Below are 15,564 nucleotides of genomic sequence, written 5' to 3'. Positions count from 1 at the left end.
AGCAGATCCTGTCCCTTTTTAATTTTTATTGATTTCATTTTCCATAGATGTTTTCTAAAATTCTTTTTAAAGTAACCATTTAGCGTTGCATTTATCAGATGGTTGTAACCCACCTTTTGTTAGACCAAAATAGTCTGGTCACGGTTTGCTTCATGAAATCGACGTACCACACAATTTTCAATAGGTTCCTCACAAATGTTCATGATTCTTTGATAGGCATACTGTACATCTTTCCCATCGATAATCATAACCAAAGGACGGTCAGTATTATAATAGAAAAAGAAAGACAATAACTTAGGAAGATTACTAACGTCTGCAATCAAATGGTCTTGGTATAAGTATAAATCATAAGAGCTATCTACTATAAAATGATGAATCTTCATAACTTCTTCCATATCAATTTGTTGTTTAAATTGGACTTGGTACGATGTAAGCTGCTCCAAGGTTTTCACCTCTACTTGTTTTTTTCTTTTCTTACATATCGAATACCCTCCTCCTCAATATTGAAACGTAAAAAAGGTCTTAAAGAGATAAAAGGGGCCGTTATGTTTATGAGTAAAGCTAACGGAAACAGTATTAAACAGTAATAAAGCCAAACTAAAAACAGAACCCGGAATATCCGGGTTCCGTTAGTGTTCATAAATCATTTTTCTCGTCATCCCGCCATCAACGACAAGGTTTTCACCTGTTACGAATGTATTGTCTTTATCTGTAAGGTAAAAACATGCTTTTGAGATATCATTTGGGTGACCAACTCGTTTAGATGGGTGTTGATTATGGTCAATATCTCTAAGTTCATCATAATGTGTCGTTTGAATCCAGCCTGGACTAATCGCATTCACTCTAATTTGGTAATCGCCAAGGGACATCGCCATGGTATAGGTTAATGCCAATATTCCTCCCTTTGAAGCCCCGTATGCTTCTGAATGTGGTTCTGCCATCATTGCTCTTGTCGAAGCCATGTTTACTATTCTTCCATGAATGCCATGATCTCTCCAGTACGTTGCTGTTACCTGAGATAGTAAAAAGACACTTCGTAAGTTTGTAGATTGCACATCATCCCATTCAGATAAAGACATGTCGAAGAAATTTGTAAACCGACTTACTCCGGCATTGTTAATTAATATAGTAGGAGAATATCCATCTTCTAAAATAGAAGCAAAGCAAGATCTTACTGAGGATTCATACCGTACGTCACAAAAATAGAACGCAGCCTTTCCTTCCGTATCACATATTTCATTTACGAGTTTCTCCCCATTACCTTTGTCATTATCCATCAAAATCACAGTTGCGTCTTCTTTTGCATATGCATGAGCTAAAGACTTTCCAATTCCATGACTAGCTCCTGTAATGATTACTGTATCCTTTTTAAAATGATACTCCACATTTTTCATCTCCTCGTCCTAACTACTACATTCCTATAATACCATCACGGAGTCTCCCTTAAACGAGGTATTTTGTTTATCATTTGTTCAATCAGGTAAAGAATATAAGGAGGATTGTATGTACGAGAATCGTGTGGTATATTATTCTGAAAACAATCGGAGGGATTACGATGAGGAACGTAACATTAGTAGATCTATTTAAACACCATATCACTCGGAAATACCTTCGTCGCTCAGGGGTTCATCATGCGGTAACGGCCGCAAATTATGCCTTTGAAATTGCGCTTGAACGAGGCGTAGATGTGGATCAGGCCTCTAAAGCAGCACTTCTTCATGATATAGGACATTACGAATGGTACACAAATGATGGCGAATGGGATTATGATGACTATCGTCAAAATGATATTCACGCCATAAAGGGTGCAGAACGCGCTCATAAGTTATTGATAAGATTAGGAGAAGATCGGGTAGCTGCTAAGCAAATATCGGTGGCCATCCTTCTTCATACAGATTCTTATCTGCCGTTTAAGTTAGACGGGAAACAAACGCCTCTACAAGAAGTGGTGACCCTAGCTGATAATAAAGATGAGCAACCTAAAGGGATGCACCATTATAAACAAATGGAGATCAGCGATGCAATTCAAGAGCTTCATCAATTGGACCAAAAAATCGATGTCGTTTTTGCCAAACAGAATATCCCTAATGAACAATCAAGTTAAAAAAAAGATGCTCCGAAACCTTGGGCATCTTTTAAATTACCCAGTATAAGAGACAATTCGTAAAACGTGTTGACTACAAGGCTAGATAAGGGTAACAAGCCCGGAGGGAGTACAAAGTTCATACTCCCTAAAAACTACATATCAGTGGGGAGATAAAACTTTTTCAAGGAACACACCTGTCTATGGAAATAATGTGGAATGTTTGTTATGTTACATGTAAGAGAATGTAGATTCGCCTAGACTATTCGTTTTACATAATATTTACTATAGATTAAAAAAAGAGAGGGGGTTCTCTTATTGAAGACGTTCAAGTTGATTAAATTAAACATCCTTAAAGAAAGTGGAGAAGATTTTCAGAAAAGGTCTATACCACTTATTGATGGGTTAATTATAAACCGTGAAGACGAACAAAACCGTTGGATCATCGAAGCTTATTTGGACAAACAATACCTTGATGAATTCTTACGTTTTCGACAGAATGAAGAGGAAATGGTGTTAGAAGCTAAAATCACCAAGAGTTCTAACCATCCTGCTGTTTTCTTAGTTAAAGTTCTGGATGTAAATGAAATTGGTGAACATTTCAATGTGCTTTTCATGGGGAATATTGTTGATCATAAAAAGGATCAAGTCGAACACATGCTTCGTCGATTAATTGAAGAGGGATATCAAGGTGAAGAGCTTCTTGAAGAATTTAAAAATAGAGTAGAGCAAGCTGAAGCCGAGAACTCTGTATAAGTGAACTGGGATACCCACTAAAATGAGTGGGTATTTTTTGTCTTCTGGGAAACTATAGAATTCGTTTGCTCTGGTAAACAAATTAGGGTTAGTGAAGTTCGTTATTTCTGCGAAAAAGAAAACTTCTTATACATATACATTGGTCAGTGTTCAGTTTGACATGAGTCTGAAAATTAAAATTTACTCTTAGACACTTGATGTAGCATACAAAACCGCTAAAATAATAGTTGCTCTTTCCTTAGGGAGTAAGAAGTTTTATCTCTTCAGATTATATTAAATAGGAAAGTAGTAAAAACTAAAATATATTTTAAAAAAGAATGGGAATCCTTCAAAAACCAACAAATGAACCGATATTAAAAAAGAATTCTCCTTTTCGTATTGGTATAATGGTATAAAATGTTGGTTTAGTAAGGATTCTTGTAAGAAAAGGAGAAATTTGAATGTGGATTAGGCATCATAGCTTGCGCTGGCTTAACAATTTATCTCCCGTTCAAATCATTGTTCTGTTCTATGGATTTGCTGTCTTAACAGCTTGTATTTTGTTAGGGCTTCCAGTCGCTCATCAGGAGGGAGTTACGATATCATTTATTGATCTCGTGTTTACTGCTGTAAGTGCGGTGGCGGTTACAGGACTCAGTGTTGTGAATATCTCGGAAACGTTTAGTGTAACAGGCGTATTTTTACTCGCTTTTGTACTTCAGTTTGGTGGTATTGGCATTATGACATTGGGTACGATGATTTGGATCTTGTTAGGGAAGAAAATTGGTCTAAAAGAGCGAAGGCTAATCATGACGGATCATAACCAAACTACTTTCCAAGGCATGGTTCGTTTAATTAAACAAATTTTATTCTTAATATTTGTTATAGAATTTATAGGCTTTATTATTTTGGGAGTATACTTTATGCAGTATTTTCCCACCTGGTATGAAGCTTTTTATCAAGGATTTTTTGCCTCTATAAGCGCTACAACAAATGCAGGTTTTGATATAACGGGACAATCCCTTATCCCTTACAGGGATGATTATTTCGTGCAATTTATTCATATGGGATTAATTGTACTAGGCGCGATCGGCTTCCCTGTTCTCATTGAAGTTCGAGAGCATTTGTTTGCTTCTAACGAAGAGCGTAAATTTATGCGATTTTCATTGTTTACAAAGTTAACGACCTTTACATTCCTTGCTCTCATTATTGTAGGAACGTTAGTGATTATATTGCTTGAAACGAATTATTTCTTTGCAGGTAAACCATGGCATGAAATTTTGTTTTATGCACTGTTTCAATCTGTAACGACACGAAGTGCTGGTCTTACAACAATGGATGTTAACATGTTCACGGAACAAACTCATATTTTTATGTCTGTTCTAATGATAATAGGAGCATCTCCAAGTAGTGTAGGTGGTGGAATAAGAACAACTTCTTTTGCGTTAGTCATCATATTCTTGCTTACATATGCTAGAGGCCAGCAGCGCATACGCATATTTAGGAGAGAAGTGCACGATGATGATCTGATTAAGGCCGTTGTTGTTACGATGTTTGCATCCATTTCAGTGTTTGTAGCTGTAGTTATATTAACAATTGCTGAAGATTTCAGTTTAACCCAAATTTTCTTCGAAGTTAGTTCTGCATTCGGTACCACTGGACTCTCTTTAGGGATTACACCATATTTAACAACTGTTAGTAAAATTGTTTTAATGGCTTTAATGTTTATCGGAAGAATTGGAATCTTGTCATTCCTGTTCACCTTTAAGAAAGAAGAGAAAAAAGGCAACTATCACTATCCAACGGAACGCATTATTATTGGATAGACCTAGACCTATAGTTTGCAGGGTTAAGTTTTGGGAGGAATAAGACATGTCGAATCCATGTGATCACTCATCCCTTCCTATCCATAAGAAGCTCCTGGATCATCTCCGGGATGCCCTTCTTTTTGTGGATGAGAGGGGTGAGATAGTGGAGTGGAACCAGCCAGCTAAGGAGCTCCTGGATATTTCTGTTGTACAACCAACTTCTATTTATTCTTATTTTGACTTTGATCAATTGATAGTAGATGAAGATGTACAAAGGTTGATGAAAGTTATTGACGGTTCAGGTCGCCAACTCAGTGTGAAAGTACTTGGGCTCAACTGCAATAATAAGAAGCTTTACTGTTTATCCCTTCAAGATTCATCATTTTATGATCGGATTAAGGAATTGAGGCAACAGATACATCAGTTCATGGATTCTAGTCTTGAAGGAATGGTCCTTCATGATAATGGGATTATTGTAGAATGTGATGATACCTTTGCTGAAATCCTAGGTTATGAAAATGAAGAGCTCCTACATAAGAGTGTGTTTGATATCGTAGACCCTCAATATTCTAGGGCCTTAAAAGAAAAAATAGACATAATCCCAAATGAACCTTATGAAATCGCTGCTGTAACCAAAAGTGGCAAGCGAATTCATCTCGAAGTTATGGCTCACCCGTATCCGTATGACAATAAGATCCTTAGAGGTGCTGTCATTCGTGATATTACAGAACGCGTTGAGAACGAAAAGCGGATCGAATTTATGGCTTATTTTGATGAGTTAACAAACTTACCAAATCGTACATATTTCCTTCAAGAACTTATGGATGTTATCAATCAAGCTCAAGCAAGCGGGGAAATGTTTGCTGTATATTTTATGGATATTGACTATTTTAAACAAATTAATGACACGATGGGGTACGTATTTGGAGACAAATTACTTCAATCGTGTGCCCGCCGTTTAAAGTATTTACAAAATGAGCATACGTTCTTGGCACGGATGGGAGGAGACGAATTTCTCATTCTGCAACGCTATGTGAAAACGAAAGAAGAAGCAGAGGCGTTAGCACAAGAGATCATAGACCAGTTTCAAGAACCTATTCATATTGATGATTTTGAATTGTTTACCTCAGTAAGTATTGGAATTAGCTTGTATCCAGATGACGGTCAAGATGCAAATGAATTGATTAAGCATGCTGATTCTGCAATGAACGTGATTAAAGAACATTATAGAAATGATTACAAGATGTTTGAATCCTCTATATCGAAGGATTTTAAGAGCATTTTGACGATGGAAACAGAACTCCGCAAAGCACTAAAGGAGGGTCAATTTGAACTCCATTATCAGCCTCAGAAGAATATTGTAACAGGCAGAATAGTAGGGGTAGAGGCTTTGCTACGATGGAACCATCCTAAGGAAGGCTTTATATCTCCGGGAACGTTTATCCCCCTTGCTGAAAAAACAGGTCTCATATTAGAGATTGGGGATTGGGTTATGTATGAAGCATGTCGTCAAAATAAACAATGGCAAGATGAAGGATATGATCCAATTATCGTAGGGGTCAACTTGTCAGCTAAACAATTCCATCAAAGTGATCTTGTAGAGCGCGTGGCATCGATTTTGAACAAAACGGGCCTTCAACCTTCCCATTTAGAGTTAGAAATTACTGAGAGTATGGCAATGAGTAATGAGGAAGATATTATACAAACGCTAGAAGGATTAAGGGATTTAGGTGTGTATGTATCTATTGATGACTTTGGAACAGGGTACTCTTCTTTAAAATATTTAAGCAGATTTCCAGTTAATAAACTCAAAATCGATAAAGTGTTTATTCAAAATCGCAAACAAAATGAAGCCATTGTGAAGTCGATTATCCATATGTCCCACTCATTAGATATGAAAGTAATTGCAGAAGGGGTGGAAACAGAAGAGCAACTTACATTTCTTAAAAACGAACGGTGTGATGAGATGCAAGGATTTTTCTATAGTAAGCCACTTCCACCTAAACATCTTAACGAAATGTTTCAAAAACAAACCGTCTAATGAGAAAAAGGCAGTCCAGAAAGGGCTGCCTTTTTCTTTATAAATCTTATAAGAGGTTAGCAATAAAAAGCTGCACCAACGATGATTAAAAGGATGAATAGTACAACAATTAACGCAAAACTGCCTCCGTAGCCATAGCCGCCTTGGCCATATCCGCAACAATACATCCAAATCACCTCCTATCTAGTTATATGTATATGTGATAAGAGCTGATTTGGTATAGACGAGTGCCTAGTTCTATGTATTTGTTTTCATCCACACCTCCTTATACTGAAGTTTCGAAACTGGGAGAACGTTTCCGTTTGCTTTACTGGAGCGTAAGATGGGCCTTGAAACCACTCGCTTTCCGCGGGGGAAGGAGCCTAGGGACGACCCCGGACGGAGCGTCAGCGAAGGAGGAGGCTTCCAAGCTCCCCGCAGGAAAGCGAGTGGTCCAAAAGCCTGCCCCAACCGCACACGATACGGGCCTATCTCCATTTATGAGTCTCAACCTTACTAATCTCAAACAAATTTTCTAATAAACAACTGATTAGCTAGTTGCTTGAAGAGGCAAATGAGAAGGATACTTTTTGATTACTTGGACTGTATATAGCCATTAAGATATCAGGGGTTTCTTCAATCTCTCCTGTGTCTAAATAATGTTTTACATTAAAGGGAACAGCGTCGATCATGGAGTGCTTATGGAGATCACGCTTTGTGTAGCCTTTCTCACCATAATTGAGCTCATTCCATAATGAGTCATACATGGATTGCTTCTCCTGTTTACTCCACTGATCACTGTGCCATGTAGTCCTGGGCTTCTGTTTGAAATTCCCATAATAATCTAAATTCATTAACCCTTTGATGATGGCTAAGTGGCTAGGTGCTACTTCTTGTAAGAATTGGTATAGACGTTTAAATAAATCTGTTAATTGATGACCAATCTTGTCCCAATTTTGAAGGTGCCAGTATTCACCAAAGGATTGGAAAAAATCAAACGGACTTTCAAACACTTCCTTTGTAAGGTAATCAACAGTATGATCCATAAAGTGTTTGTTCCAATACTTCTCTAGTATATCTTCGACCCGTTTTATCGCTGATACTTCTGAAAATGATAATACATGGTTTGAAAGCATCTCATAAGGAGCGTTATCCATAAATTGATACTCCCACTTATGAGCGTCGTTTCGTAGCCCCGTTCCCCTCAACATTTTCAAGAAGCCTAATTGCAGCTCTTCTGGTTTCATAGCGAATACATCATTGAAGGTTTGTTTAAACGAGGGATAGTCTTCCTCGGGTAACCCAGCAATAAGGTCAAGATGTTGTACAACTTTCCCGCCTTCTTTAACCATTGTAATCGTTCGTTTCAGCTTCTTGAAGTTCTGTTTTCGCTTGATTAATTCATTTGTCTGTTCATTAGTAGATTGTACCCCAATCTCAAATCGAAACAATCCAGCAGGAGCATTTTCGTTGATAAATGTTAATACCTCAGGTCTCATAATATCGGCTGTGATTTCAAATTGAAAAACCGTCCCCGGGCGATGGTGATTAATAAGAAAGTCGAACATTTCAAGGGCGTATTTTCGGTTTATATTAAATGTTCGGTCTAAAAATTTTATAGTCTTCGCTCCATTGTCCATTAAATAGGTAATTTCGTCCTTCATTCGATCAATATCAAAGTAGCGAACGCCAAACTCAATTGATGAAAGACAAAACTGGCATGTAAAAGGACATCCTCGGCTTGTTTCTACATAAGTTATACGTTTTGCTAATTCCACTTTGTCTTCTTCAAACCGAAAGGGGGAGGGGATTTCATTTAAAGGGAATTTAGGTGCTGGTCCTGTTTCCTTAATGGTCATTCCTTTCTCTCTGTAAGTAAGGCCGTGTATAGAATGGAGCCCCTCTTTAGCGTCCAAAGCTTTCAGTACTTTTTTAAAGGTTTGTTCACCTTCACCTCGGACTATAATATCGACTTCTGGAATTCGTTCCATCCAATAGTTGCTATCGTAACTTACCTCAGGCCCACCAAGTATAATGGTTACATTTGGTAACACTTTTTTTAGGATCGATAGAACTGGAATAGTTTCTTCTATATTCCATATGTAACAGCTAAACCCAACAACGTCAGGGTTTTCAGCATAAATTGCGCTTGCAATGGATAGGGCGGGGTCATTAATGGTGAATTCTTGTATGAGCACATTGTAATCAGGCTCAGCAGCTGCTTTTAAATATCGTATAGAAAGGGACGTATGAATATATTTCGCATTTAAAGTAGAAACCATTACTTTCATTTTACGAACACTCCTTAAAATTTTCCTATTCAAATTTTACCATATTTTACATAAGGGAGGGAGAGAGCGAACTCAATATTGTACAAGTGTAAATAGAGAGAGCCTAACTTTTAAGATGAAGCAGAGTTTAAAATTGCGGTCTAAGGGAACTAGTTGTATAATTAATGTACAATAAATGTATAACGGTGGGTGAGAATATGAAGAAAGTTGCCGTAATTGGTGCCGGGCCAGGTGGATTAGCCTCAGCTATGTTGCTAGCAGCCAAAGGATATGATGTACATGTGTTTGAAAAAAACAGTGTCATCGGTGGAAGAAACGCAAAATTAACATTAGGAGAATATCAATTTGATGTAGGTCCTACGTTTTTCAGTATGCCACATATATTAGAAGAGTTATTCGAAGCGGCTGGTCGAGACCTCCATGATTATATGGATCTAATTGAGCTTGATCCTATGTATAACCTTATATTTGAAGATCAAAAGGTCACGATGTACAGGGACCCTGAGCGCATGACTTCCGAACTGAGCGAGCAATTCCCCGGTAGTGAAGAGGGGTACCATCGGTTTATGAATGAGACTAGAAAACGCATGAACGCTTTAATGCCCATGCTTCAAAATCGTCATCACCGACTTATAGATTATGTCCGTCCCAGAACGCTAAAGGCGCTTCCTCATTTAGCTTTAGGCAAATCTCTTCATGGGGTATTATCTCAATACTTTAAAGATGAACGGTTAAAGCTCGCTTTCACATTTCAAGCGAAATACTTAGGAATGTCTCCGTGGGAGTGTCCTGGTGCATTTTCAATACTCTCCTATATGGAGCATGAATATGGAGTATTTCACCCTATCGGCGGCGTGAATCAAATCTCCAATTCTATGGCGAAAGTTGTTCAGGAATATGGAGGTCACATTCATTTAAATAGAGGTGTATCAAAGTTAATAACAAACGGAAAAACCGTAACTGGACTACAACTAGAAGATGGTGAAGAAGTTCAAGCAGATGAGGTTATCGTAAACGCGGACTTTGCTCAAGCTATGGATCAGCTTGTGGATCAGGCCTCTTTAAAGAAATACAAAAGTGAGAAGCTCGAAAAGAAAAAATACAGTTGTTCGACTTTTATGATGTACTTAGGAATTGATGGAGAGATAGACCTTCCGCATCACAGCATAATCTTTTCAGACGATTATAGAAAGAATGTCGAAGAGGTTACCAAATCTCTTGATCTATCAGAAGACCCCTCAATATACGTTCATAACGCATCTGTTACAGACCCAACATTAGCTCCCAAAGGGAAGACAGCTCTATATGTATTAGCACCTGTCCCTAATAATTTCTCAGAAATTGATTGGGACCAAGAAAAGGGCACATTTAGAAATCTTGTCTTAGATGTGTTAAAAGACAAAGGTGGTATTACCATTTCAGAAGACCAAATTGAGGAAGAGAAGATCTTAACACCTAAAGGGTGGGAACAAGATTATAACGTTTATCGCGGAGCAACGTTTAATTTAGGCCATCAATTATCTCAGATGATGTATTTCAGACCCCACAATCGTTTTAATGAATTAGATCATTGCTGGATTGTCGGAGGAGGGACTCATCCTGGGAGTGGCTTGCCAACGATATTAGAATCTGCACGTATTACAGCGAACTGGCTATCAGAAACAGGGGAGGTGAAGCAAGCATGAAGCGAAAGATAGGTATTGTAGGAGGAGGAGTAGGAGGTCTTGTGACAGCTCTTTTACTATCTAAAGACGAACGCTATGATATTACCGTATACGAACAAAAAGATCACTTTGGGGGACGCCTCCAATTTGTTGAACATGAGGGATATAAAGTGGATGAAGGTCCCACGATTGTTCTTTTGCCTGAAATGCTTCTGTCTATCCTTGAAGAAGGTGGATTAACAAGAGACGAAATTCCACTGGTTGCTTGTGATCCTTTGTATTCTGTAGATTATACAAATGGTGAACAAATGCTTAAATTTCGTGACATTGAAAAACAAAAGGAAGAAATTGAACGACTTTTCCCTGGTGATGGTGAAGGCTTTGAACGTTTTATCCAAGATATGAAGTGGAGATTTCACATGGGACAGCAACATTTTCTTGAACAACAATTTGTGAAGAAGCGTCAATTCTTTACACCTAAAAACATTCAGATGCTCGTAAAACTCAGAGCGTATCAACATGTAAAGAGAATGATGAAAAGTTATTTTAAAAGTGAACAGCTTCAAAATACCTACGCCCTCCAAACCCTTTATATCGGTGGTCACCCTGGAGAATCTCCGGCCTTGTATTCTCTTGTTTCTTACAGTGAACATGAACATGGTATATGGTATTTAAAAGGTGGATATGCTAGTTTAGTAGACATTTTGCTTCAAAAATTGTCAGAGCGGGGGGTTACTTTACAAGCAAATAGCTCAGTAGAACACATTGGTGTACAACATAATCACTGTGATGGAATTGTTGTAAATGGAGAGTGGAAATCCTTTGATGACGTTGTATTAAATGGTGATTTTCCAATTATGGATAATCTCTTACCAAAAGAGAAGAAGCTTAACCGTACCTATACACCGTCTTCTGGTTGTTTCCTGGTTTATATGGGATTAGATCGTAATTATGATCAACCATCCATTCATAAATTCATTATGAGCAATGATTTCGACCAGCACATGTCTGATGTATTCCAACATAAAAAGTTGCCTGATGATCCGAGTATCTACACTTTTCACCCGTCCTTAGTGGATGATTCCCTCGCACCGGAGGGGAAAGGTGTGTTATATACACTCGTACCTGTACCTTCAGGGGAAGAATATGACTGGGACCTTTATAAGGAATCATTTACGGAGAAGATATTAGATCTTCTTGAAGCTAGAGGGTACCAAGATTTGCGTAAACATATCGAGTGGATCAAGGTCAAGACGCCGCAAGAGTCAATGAGAGAAGGGTTATTCGGCGGAGGCAGCTTTGGAATTGCACCCACATTATTCCAATCAGGTGTTTTTCGTCCTCAGCTCAAACCTTATGAAGTTGACAATGTTTATGCAGTAGGGGCATCGATTCATCCAGGGGGTGGTGTTCCAATTGTCATGCAAGGAGCCAAACTCTTATCAGATTACCTAAAGGACCATCATATGGTATACTACAACGTAAGTGAGGTGGTCGAGGGTTGAGACATATAAACAATGCATATTCCCATTGTAAGAAGATTATAGAAACACATTCTAAAACGTTCTCAAAGGCCTTCTCTTTATTGCCAAAAAAGCAAAAAAGAGCCGTATGGGCGATCTACGCTTTTTGTCGCAAAGTTGACGACATTGTAGATGAGGGAAGTGCACCTAAATCAGAATTAGATGAATTTGAAATGAATTTTCACAACTTTTTAAAAGGTGAAATACCAGGAAATGATCCAATGTGGATTGCGTTAGAGGATGTTTTTTCATCGTTTTCTATGGACCCAGTTTATTTCCAAGAAATGATAGATGGCCAGCGAAAAGACATTAATTCCCACGTAGTAGAAACAGAGGAGGAACTGCTTCTTTACTGTTATCAAGTAGCGAGTACCGTCGGACTTATGTTACTTCCGGTCTTAGCACCAGGGAAAGAAGCTGAACTAAGGCAAGGTGCGATTGATCTTGGTAAAGGGATGCAGTTAACAAATATACTAAGGGACGTAGGGGAAGATATAGAAAGAGGACGAATTTATATCCCCAAGTCACTTTTAGATACTTATGGCTATTCATATGAGCAATTACGTAATCATGAACGAAACGAAGCCTTTATACAATTGTGGGAAGATTTGGCCAGTAAAGCTGAGAAATTTTATGAATCATCCCTAATGAGCATTCATGAATACCCTCTATATTCCAGAACACCGGTAAAAGGTGCTGCCTACCTTTACAGAGCAATCCTGCCATCTATTCGTGATAATCATTACCAAGTCTTTCATGAACGTAATTTTGTTAGTGATCAAGTGAAAAAAGATATCTTATCTGATATTCAATTAATGAAGGCGTAAACCACAAAATGGTTTACGCCTTTGCTGTTAATCATACTTATTTATTGTGAATCGCTCTAGCCACATTACGACCGCTTAGTACGACCATAGGACTTCCGCCTCCTGGGTGGGTGCTTCCGCCTGCAAACCAAATGTTTTCAAGGTCCTGTGAGCGATTGAAAGGCCGTAGGAAGGCGTCTAGCTTCTTATTAGCTGCAGGACCGTATATAGACCCTCTGAAAGCTCCGAAATCAACTCGAATATCTTCAGGTGTATAAATTTGTTCAACCTTTACTTTATCTTTTATTGGAATACCGAATCGTTCTAGCTTGTTATAAATCACTTGCTTGTAGGCTTCAGGATCGATTGGCTCTTTATCCTTACTGGTTGCTGGGGCATTCACTAAAATAAAACAGTTATCTCCATCAGGTGAGACAGTTGAATCACTCTTGGAGGAGGTGCAAATATAAATGGTAGGATCGTCTGGATACTCTCCGTTTTGGAGCTGTGTGAACTCCTTCTTATAGTTTGTGGAGAAGAAGAGGTGATGGTGGTGGAGTTGATCCACTTTTCCATCAAGACCTGCTAGAATAACGAATCCAGAAATAGAAGGTTCGAAACCTCTTACTTTCTTATTAGGAAAGTTAGGGCGATCTTGTTCGCTTACGAGGTCAGGATAAGCTTTTAACAAATCCCCGTTTATCACAACCTCATCAGCTTCTACATACTCCCCAGATTCCATTTGCAGACCAGTTGCTCTACCATTTGAAGTTATGATTTCCTTTACTTTTGAGTGATTGTGTAACTCGACGCCTACATGTTTAGCTGCTTTCACAAGGACCTCGGCAATTCTTGTATTACCCCCTGGTACGTAATAAACGCCATCAGTAAGTTCTAGGTGTGCAATCATAGCAAATGTTGCAGGGGCTATATATGGATTGGATCCAATATAAGTTGCGTACCTATCAAGTGCCTGTATGGTTTTCGGGTTTTCGAAGTATGTATGAAAGAAATCGTGCATCGTTTGGTTTGGTCGTACTTTTAAAAATGCTTTACCTAATGAGGGAGATAAATAATCCTTCCAACTAGTAAAGGTACGATGTAAAAAATGTTTATGAGACAATTGGTACAATGATTCAATTTTATTGAGGAACTCGTCATATCTAGAAGCTCCTTTAGGATCTAGTCGTTTGAGTTGATCCTTCATAAAAGTAGAAGAGGAAGAGAAATCTAAAACAAACCCATCAGGGAAAGCATTTCTAGTATGGTGTTCAATTTTTTCAAAAGTAATATACTCTTCAGGGTCTAGACCGGCCTTACGAATCGTTTCTACAAAGACCTGCGGCATTGTGATGGTATTAGGACCAAAATCAAAATGATAACGATCTATATCTATAGATTTCATCTTTCCCCCGAAATGTTCGTTCTTCTCAAATACTTTAACGTGATGCCCATCAGCAGCAAGATGAATAGCAGCTGATAGACCACCTAAGCCTCCTCCTACGATTGAAATCTTCTTCATGAGTAAGACCTTCCTTTCCATGTGTAAGCTTTTCCTTTTATTGATGTGTACATAGAACGAGTTAAGACGAACACAAAGAGCAGAGCCGAAAAAGGCATAAAGAGACAATACACTAGAGACGTCTTATTCTTGTAATCTACTAATCCCTTCTGAAGCACGATTAGCAATAATGGGACTGCATAAAGAATTTGTCCACTTGTTATACTGATCATCAATAAGGCTACAGGCAATATATACAACAAAATATACCAAGTAATTAGTAATAGAGCTAGTCCAACGGATTTGTTAATTCCAATAAAAATATTTTTCGTAAAGCCTTCAATCGCTTCTTTTAGAGATTCATACATATAACAACTGACAGATGATGAAATGTTCATTAGCTTCATTGTATGGCCGCTCTTTTTTGTTTCACGAGCTAAGTGAACATCTTCTAAAAGGGAAGAGGAGACAGCTTCATGCCCTCTGATCGCATCATATGTTTTTCTAGTAAAACCGATAAAACCTCCACAAGCTGCAGTGAAGGAAGGATGATTGGTTGTGTTCGCTATGGAAATAGGAAGATGGGCGTACACAACGAAGTGTTGAAGTGTTACAAGGAATTGGGATAAGTGGCTTCTATCCGCGTAATGAGGGAAGCCACTTATCATCCCGGCTTCTTCCTTATTAAATGTTGCGACGGTTCTTTCAACGGTGTCAGGTGCTAACCGTACATCCGCGTCAATAAACAGAAGAAGTTCTCCTTGTGCATGTTGGCTAAGCTGGTGACAGGCATGAACTTTCCCATTCCATCCTTCTGGTAGAGATTTCCCTATTATAAGAGAAAAACGCTCATCATCCTTAATGGCTTCATTTGTGAGCTTTTTCGTTTGGTCTGTTGATTGATCATCTAATAAGATGCACTCAAATGAGGGATAGGTTAATGCTTGTAAAGACTGTATGAGTTCTTTTATATTTCGTTCTTCATTCCTCATCGGGATCAATAAAGAAACAGTTGGATTGGAAGCATCGTCTAAAGGGTTTGCTAATGGCTTTATAAACGTACTATTTAATAAGATCCATAGGAGGCAGAAGGCTTCTAGGCCGATAAGTCCCCATAAGTAAATTGACATATG

General features: G+C 38.4%; 13 protein-coding genes. 7 read left to right on the top strand and 6 right to left on the bottom strand.

The features are described 5' to 3' along the window. Nucleotides 1-119 precede the first annotated feature (119 nt). Both N780_RS05275 and N780_RS05270 read right to left on the bottom strand, forming a co-directional pair. Complete coding sequence (locus N780_RS05275) at nucleotides 120-443, bottom strand: hypothetical protein (RefSeq protein ID WP_052114900.1); 324 nt, start codon at nucleotides 441-443, stop codon at nucleotides 120-122. Nucleotides 444-629: 186 nt separating this feature from the next. After that, on the bottom strand, nucleotides 630-1,385 hold the full coding sequence (locus N780_RS05270) for an SDR family NAD(P)-dependent oxidoreductase (protein ID WP_232299496.1): 756 nt from the start codon (nucleotides 1,383-1,385) through the stop codon (nucleotides 630-632). Nucleotides 1,386-1,555: 170 nt separating this feature from the next. On the opposite strand from N780_RS05270, the gene N780_RS05265 reads away from it, so the two are divergent. The 4 genes from N780_RS05265 (at nucleotide 1,556) to N780_RS05250 (ending at nucleotide 6,667) form a co-directional block, all read left to right on the top strand. Continuing rightward, nucleotides 1,556-2,104 (top strand): HD domain-containing protein, encoded by a 549-nt coding sequence (locus N780_RS05265; RefSeq protein ID WP_036781640.1) that lies wholly within the window; start codon nucleotides 1,556-1,558, stop codon nucleotides 2,102-2,104. A gap of 297 nt (nucleotides 2,105-2,401) precedes the next feature. Then, entirely contained in the window at nucleotides 2,402-2,839 is a 438-nt protein-coding gene (locus N780_RS05260; RefSeq protein ID WP_036781065.1) for a YwpF-like family protein, read from the top strand. A gap of 440 nt (nucleotides 2,840-3,279) precedes the next feature. Continuing rightward, nucleotides 3,280-4,644 (top strand): TrkH family potassium uptake protein, encoded by a 1,365-nt coding sequence (locus N780_RS05255; RefSeq protein ID WP_036781063.1) that lies wholly within the window; start codon nucleotides 3,280-3,282, stop codon nucleotides 4,642-4,644. 46 nt (nucleotides 4,645-4,690) lie between these two features. After that, a complete protein-coding gene (locus N780_RS05250) occupies nucleotides 4,691-6,667 on the top strand; it encodes an EAL domain-containing protein (protein WP_052114899.1) in 1,977 nt (658 codons plus the stop codon). Between the two features lie 56 nt (nucleotides 6,668-6,723). Here the strand turns inward: N780_RS05250 and N780_RS19430 are convergent, their stop codons facing one another. Beyond that, nucleotides 6,724-6,834: a YjcZ family sporulation protein gene (locus tag N780_RS19430; RefSeq protein WP_084599356.1), complete on the bottom strand. Its 111-nt coding sequence runs from the start codon at nucleotides 6,832-6,834 to the stop codon at nucleotides 6,724-6,726. A gap of 366 nt (nucleotides 6,835-7,200) precedes the next feature. Continuing rightward, nucleotides 7,201-8,937 (bottom strand): B12-binding domain-containing radical SAM protein, encoded by a 1,737-nt coding sequence (locus N780_RS05240; RefSeq protein WP_036781059.1) that lies wholly within the window; start codon nucleotides 8,935-8,937, stop codon nucleotides 7,201-7,203. Between the two features lie 197 nt (nucleotides 8,938-9,134). Here N780_RS05240 and N780_RS05235 point away from each other — a divergent pair, with 197 nt between their 5' ends. From N780_RS05235 to N780_RS05225, 3 genes are read left to right on the top strand one after another with little or no spacing between them, the layout of a single operon-like run. Then, the gene (locus N780_RS05235) at nucleotides 9,135-10,622 is read left to right on the top strand and encodes a phytoene desaturase family protein (protein ID WP_036781058.1); all 1,488 of its coding nucleotides are present in this window, start codon (nucleotides 9,135-9,137) and stop codon (nucleotides 10,620-10,622) included. Continuing rightward, complete coding sequence (locus tag N780_RS05230; RefSeq protein WP_036781057.1) at nucleotides 10,619-12,106, top strand: phytoene desaturase family protein; 1,488 nt, start codon at nucleotides 10,619-10,621, stop codon at nucleotides 12,104-12,106. Before N780_RS05235 ends, N780_RS05230 begins: the two co-directional genes overlap by 4 nt. Next, entirely contained in the window at nucleotides 12,103-12,951 is an 849-nt protein-coding gene (locus tag N780_RS05225) for a phytoene/squalene synthase family protein (RefSeq protein WP_036781054.1), read from the top strand. The genes N780_RS05230 and N780_RS05225 overlap by 4 nt, the downstream gene beginning before the upstream one ends. Nucleotides 12,952-12,988: 37 nt before the next feature. On the opposite strand, the gene N780_RS05220 is transcribed toward N780_RS05225, so the two are convergent. Together N780_RS05220 and N780_RS05215 are read right to left on the bottom strand one after the other, a co-directional pair. Continuing rightward, nucleotides 12,989-14,452: a phytoene desaturase family protein gene (locus N780_RS05220; protein WP_036781050.1), complete on the bottom strand. Its 1,464-nt coding sequence runs from the start codon at nucleotides 14,450-14,452 to the stop codon at nucleotides 12,989-12,991. Next, nucleotides 14,449-15,561, bottom strand: a complete 1,113-nt coding sequence (locus tag N780_RS05215) for a glycosyltransferase family 2 protein (protein ID WP_036781048.1) — start codon at nucleotides 15,559-15,561, stop codon at nucleotides 14,449-14,451. Before N780_RS05215 ends, N780_RS05220 begins: the two co-directional genes overlap by 4 nt. Nucleotides 15,562-15,564 lie beyond the last annotated feature (3 nt).

The sequence above is a fragment of the Pontibacillus chungwhensis BH030062 genome (genome assembly GCF_000770675.1).
Lineage (GTDB): Bacteria > Bacillota > Bacilli > Bacillales > BH030062 > Pontibacillus > Pontibacillus chungwhensis.
The sequence above is the reverse complement of the archived record's forward strand: the minus strand, read 5'-3'. Positions and strand labels throughout refer to the sequence as shown.

Coding starts and splice junctions, on each gene's coding strand:
- N780_RS05220 (WP_036781050.1), bottom strand. CDS start 14,452: ATGAAGAAGATTTCAATCGTAGGAGGAGGCTTAGGTGGTCTATCAGCT.
- N780_RS05235 (WP_036781058.1), top strand. CDS start 9,135: ATGAAGAAAGTTGCCGTAATTGGTGCCGGGCCAGGTGGATTAGCCTCA.
- N780_RS05265 (WP_036781640.1), top strand. CDS start 1,556: ATGAGGAACGTAACATTAGTAGATCTATTTAAACACCATATCACTCGG.
- N780_RS19430 (WP_084599356.1), bottom strand. CDS start 6,834: ATGTATTGTTGCGGATATGGCCAAGGCGGCTATGGCTACGGAGGCAGT.
- N780_RS05255 (WP_036781063.1), top strand. CDS start 3,280: ATGTGGATTAGGCATCATAGCTTGCGCTGGCTTAACAATTTATCTCCC.
- N780_RS05230 (WP_036781057.1), top strand. CDS start 10,619: ATGAAGCGAAAGATAGGTATTGTAGGAGGAGGAGTAGGAGGTCTTGTG.
- N780_RS05250 (WP_052114899.1), top strand. CDS start 4,691: ATGTCGAATCCATGTGATCACTCATCCCTTCCTATCCATAAGAAGCTC.
- N780_RS05215 (WP_036781048.1), bottom strand. CDS start 15,561: ATGTCAATTTACTTATGGGGACTTATCGGCCTAGAAGCCTTCTGCCTC.
- N780_RS05240 (WP_036781059.1), bottom strand. CDS start 8,937: ATGAAAGTAATGGTTTCTACTTTAAATGCGAAATATATTCATACGTCC.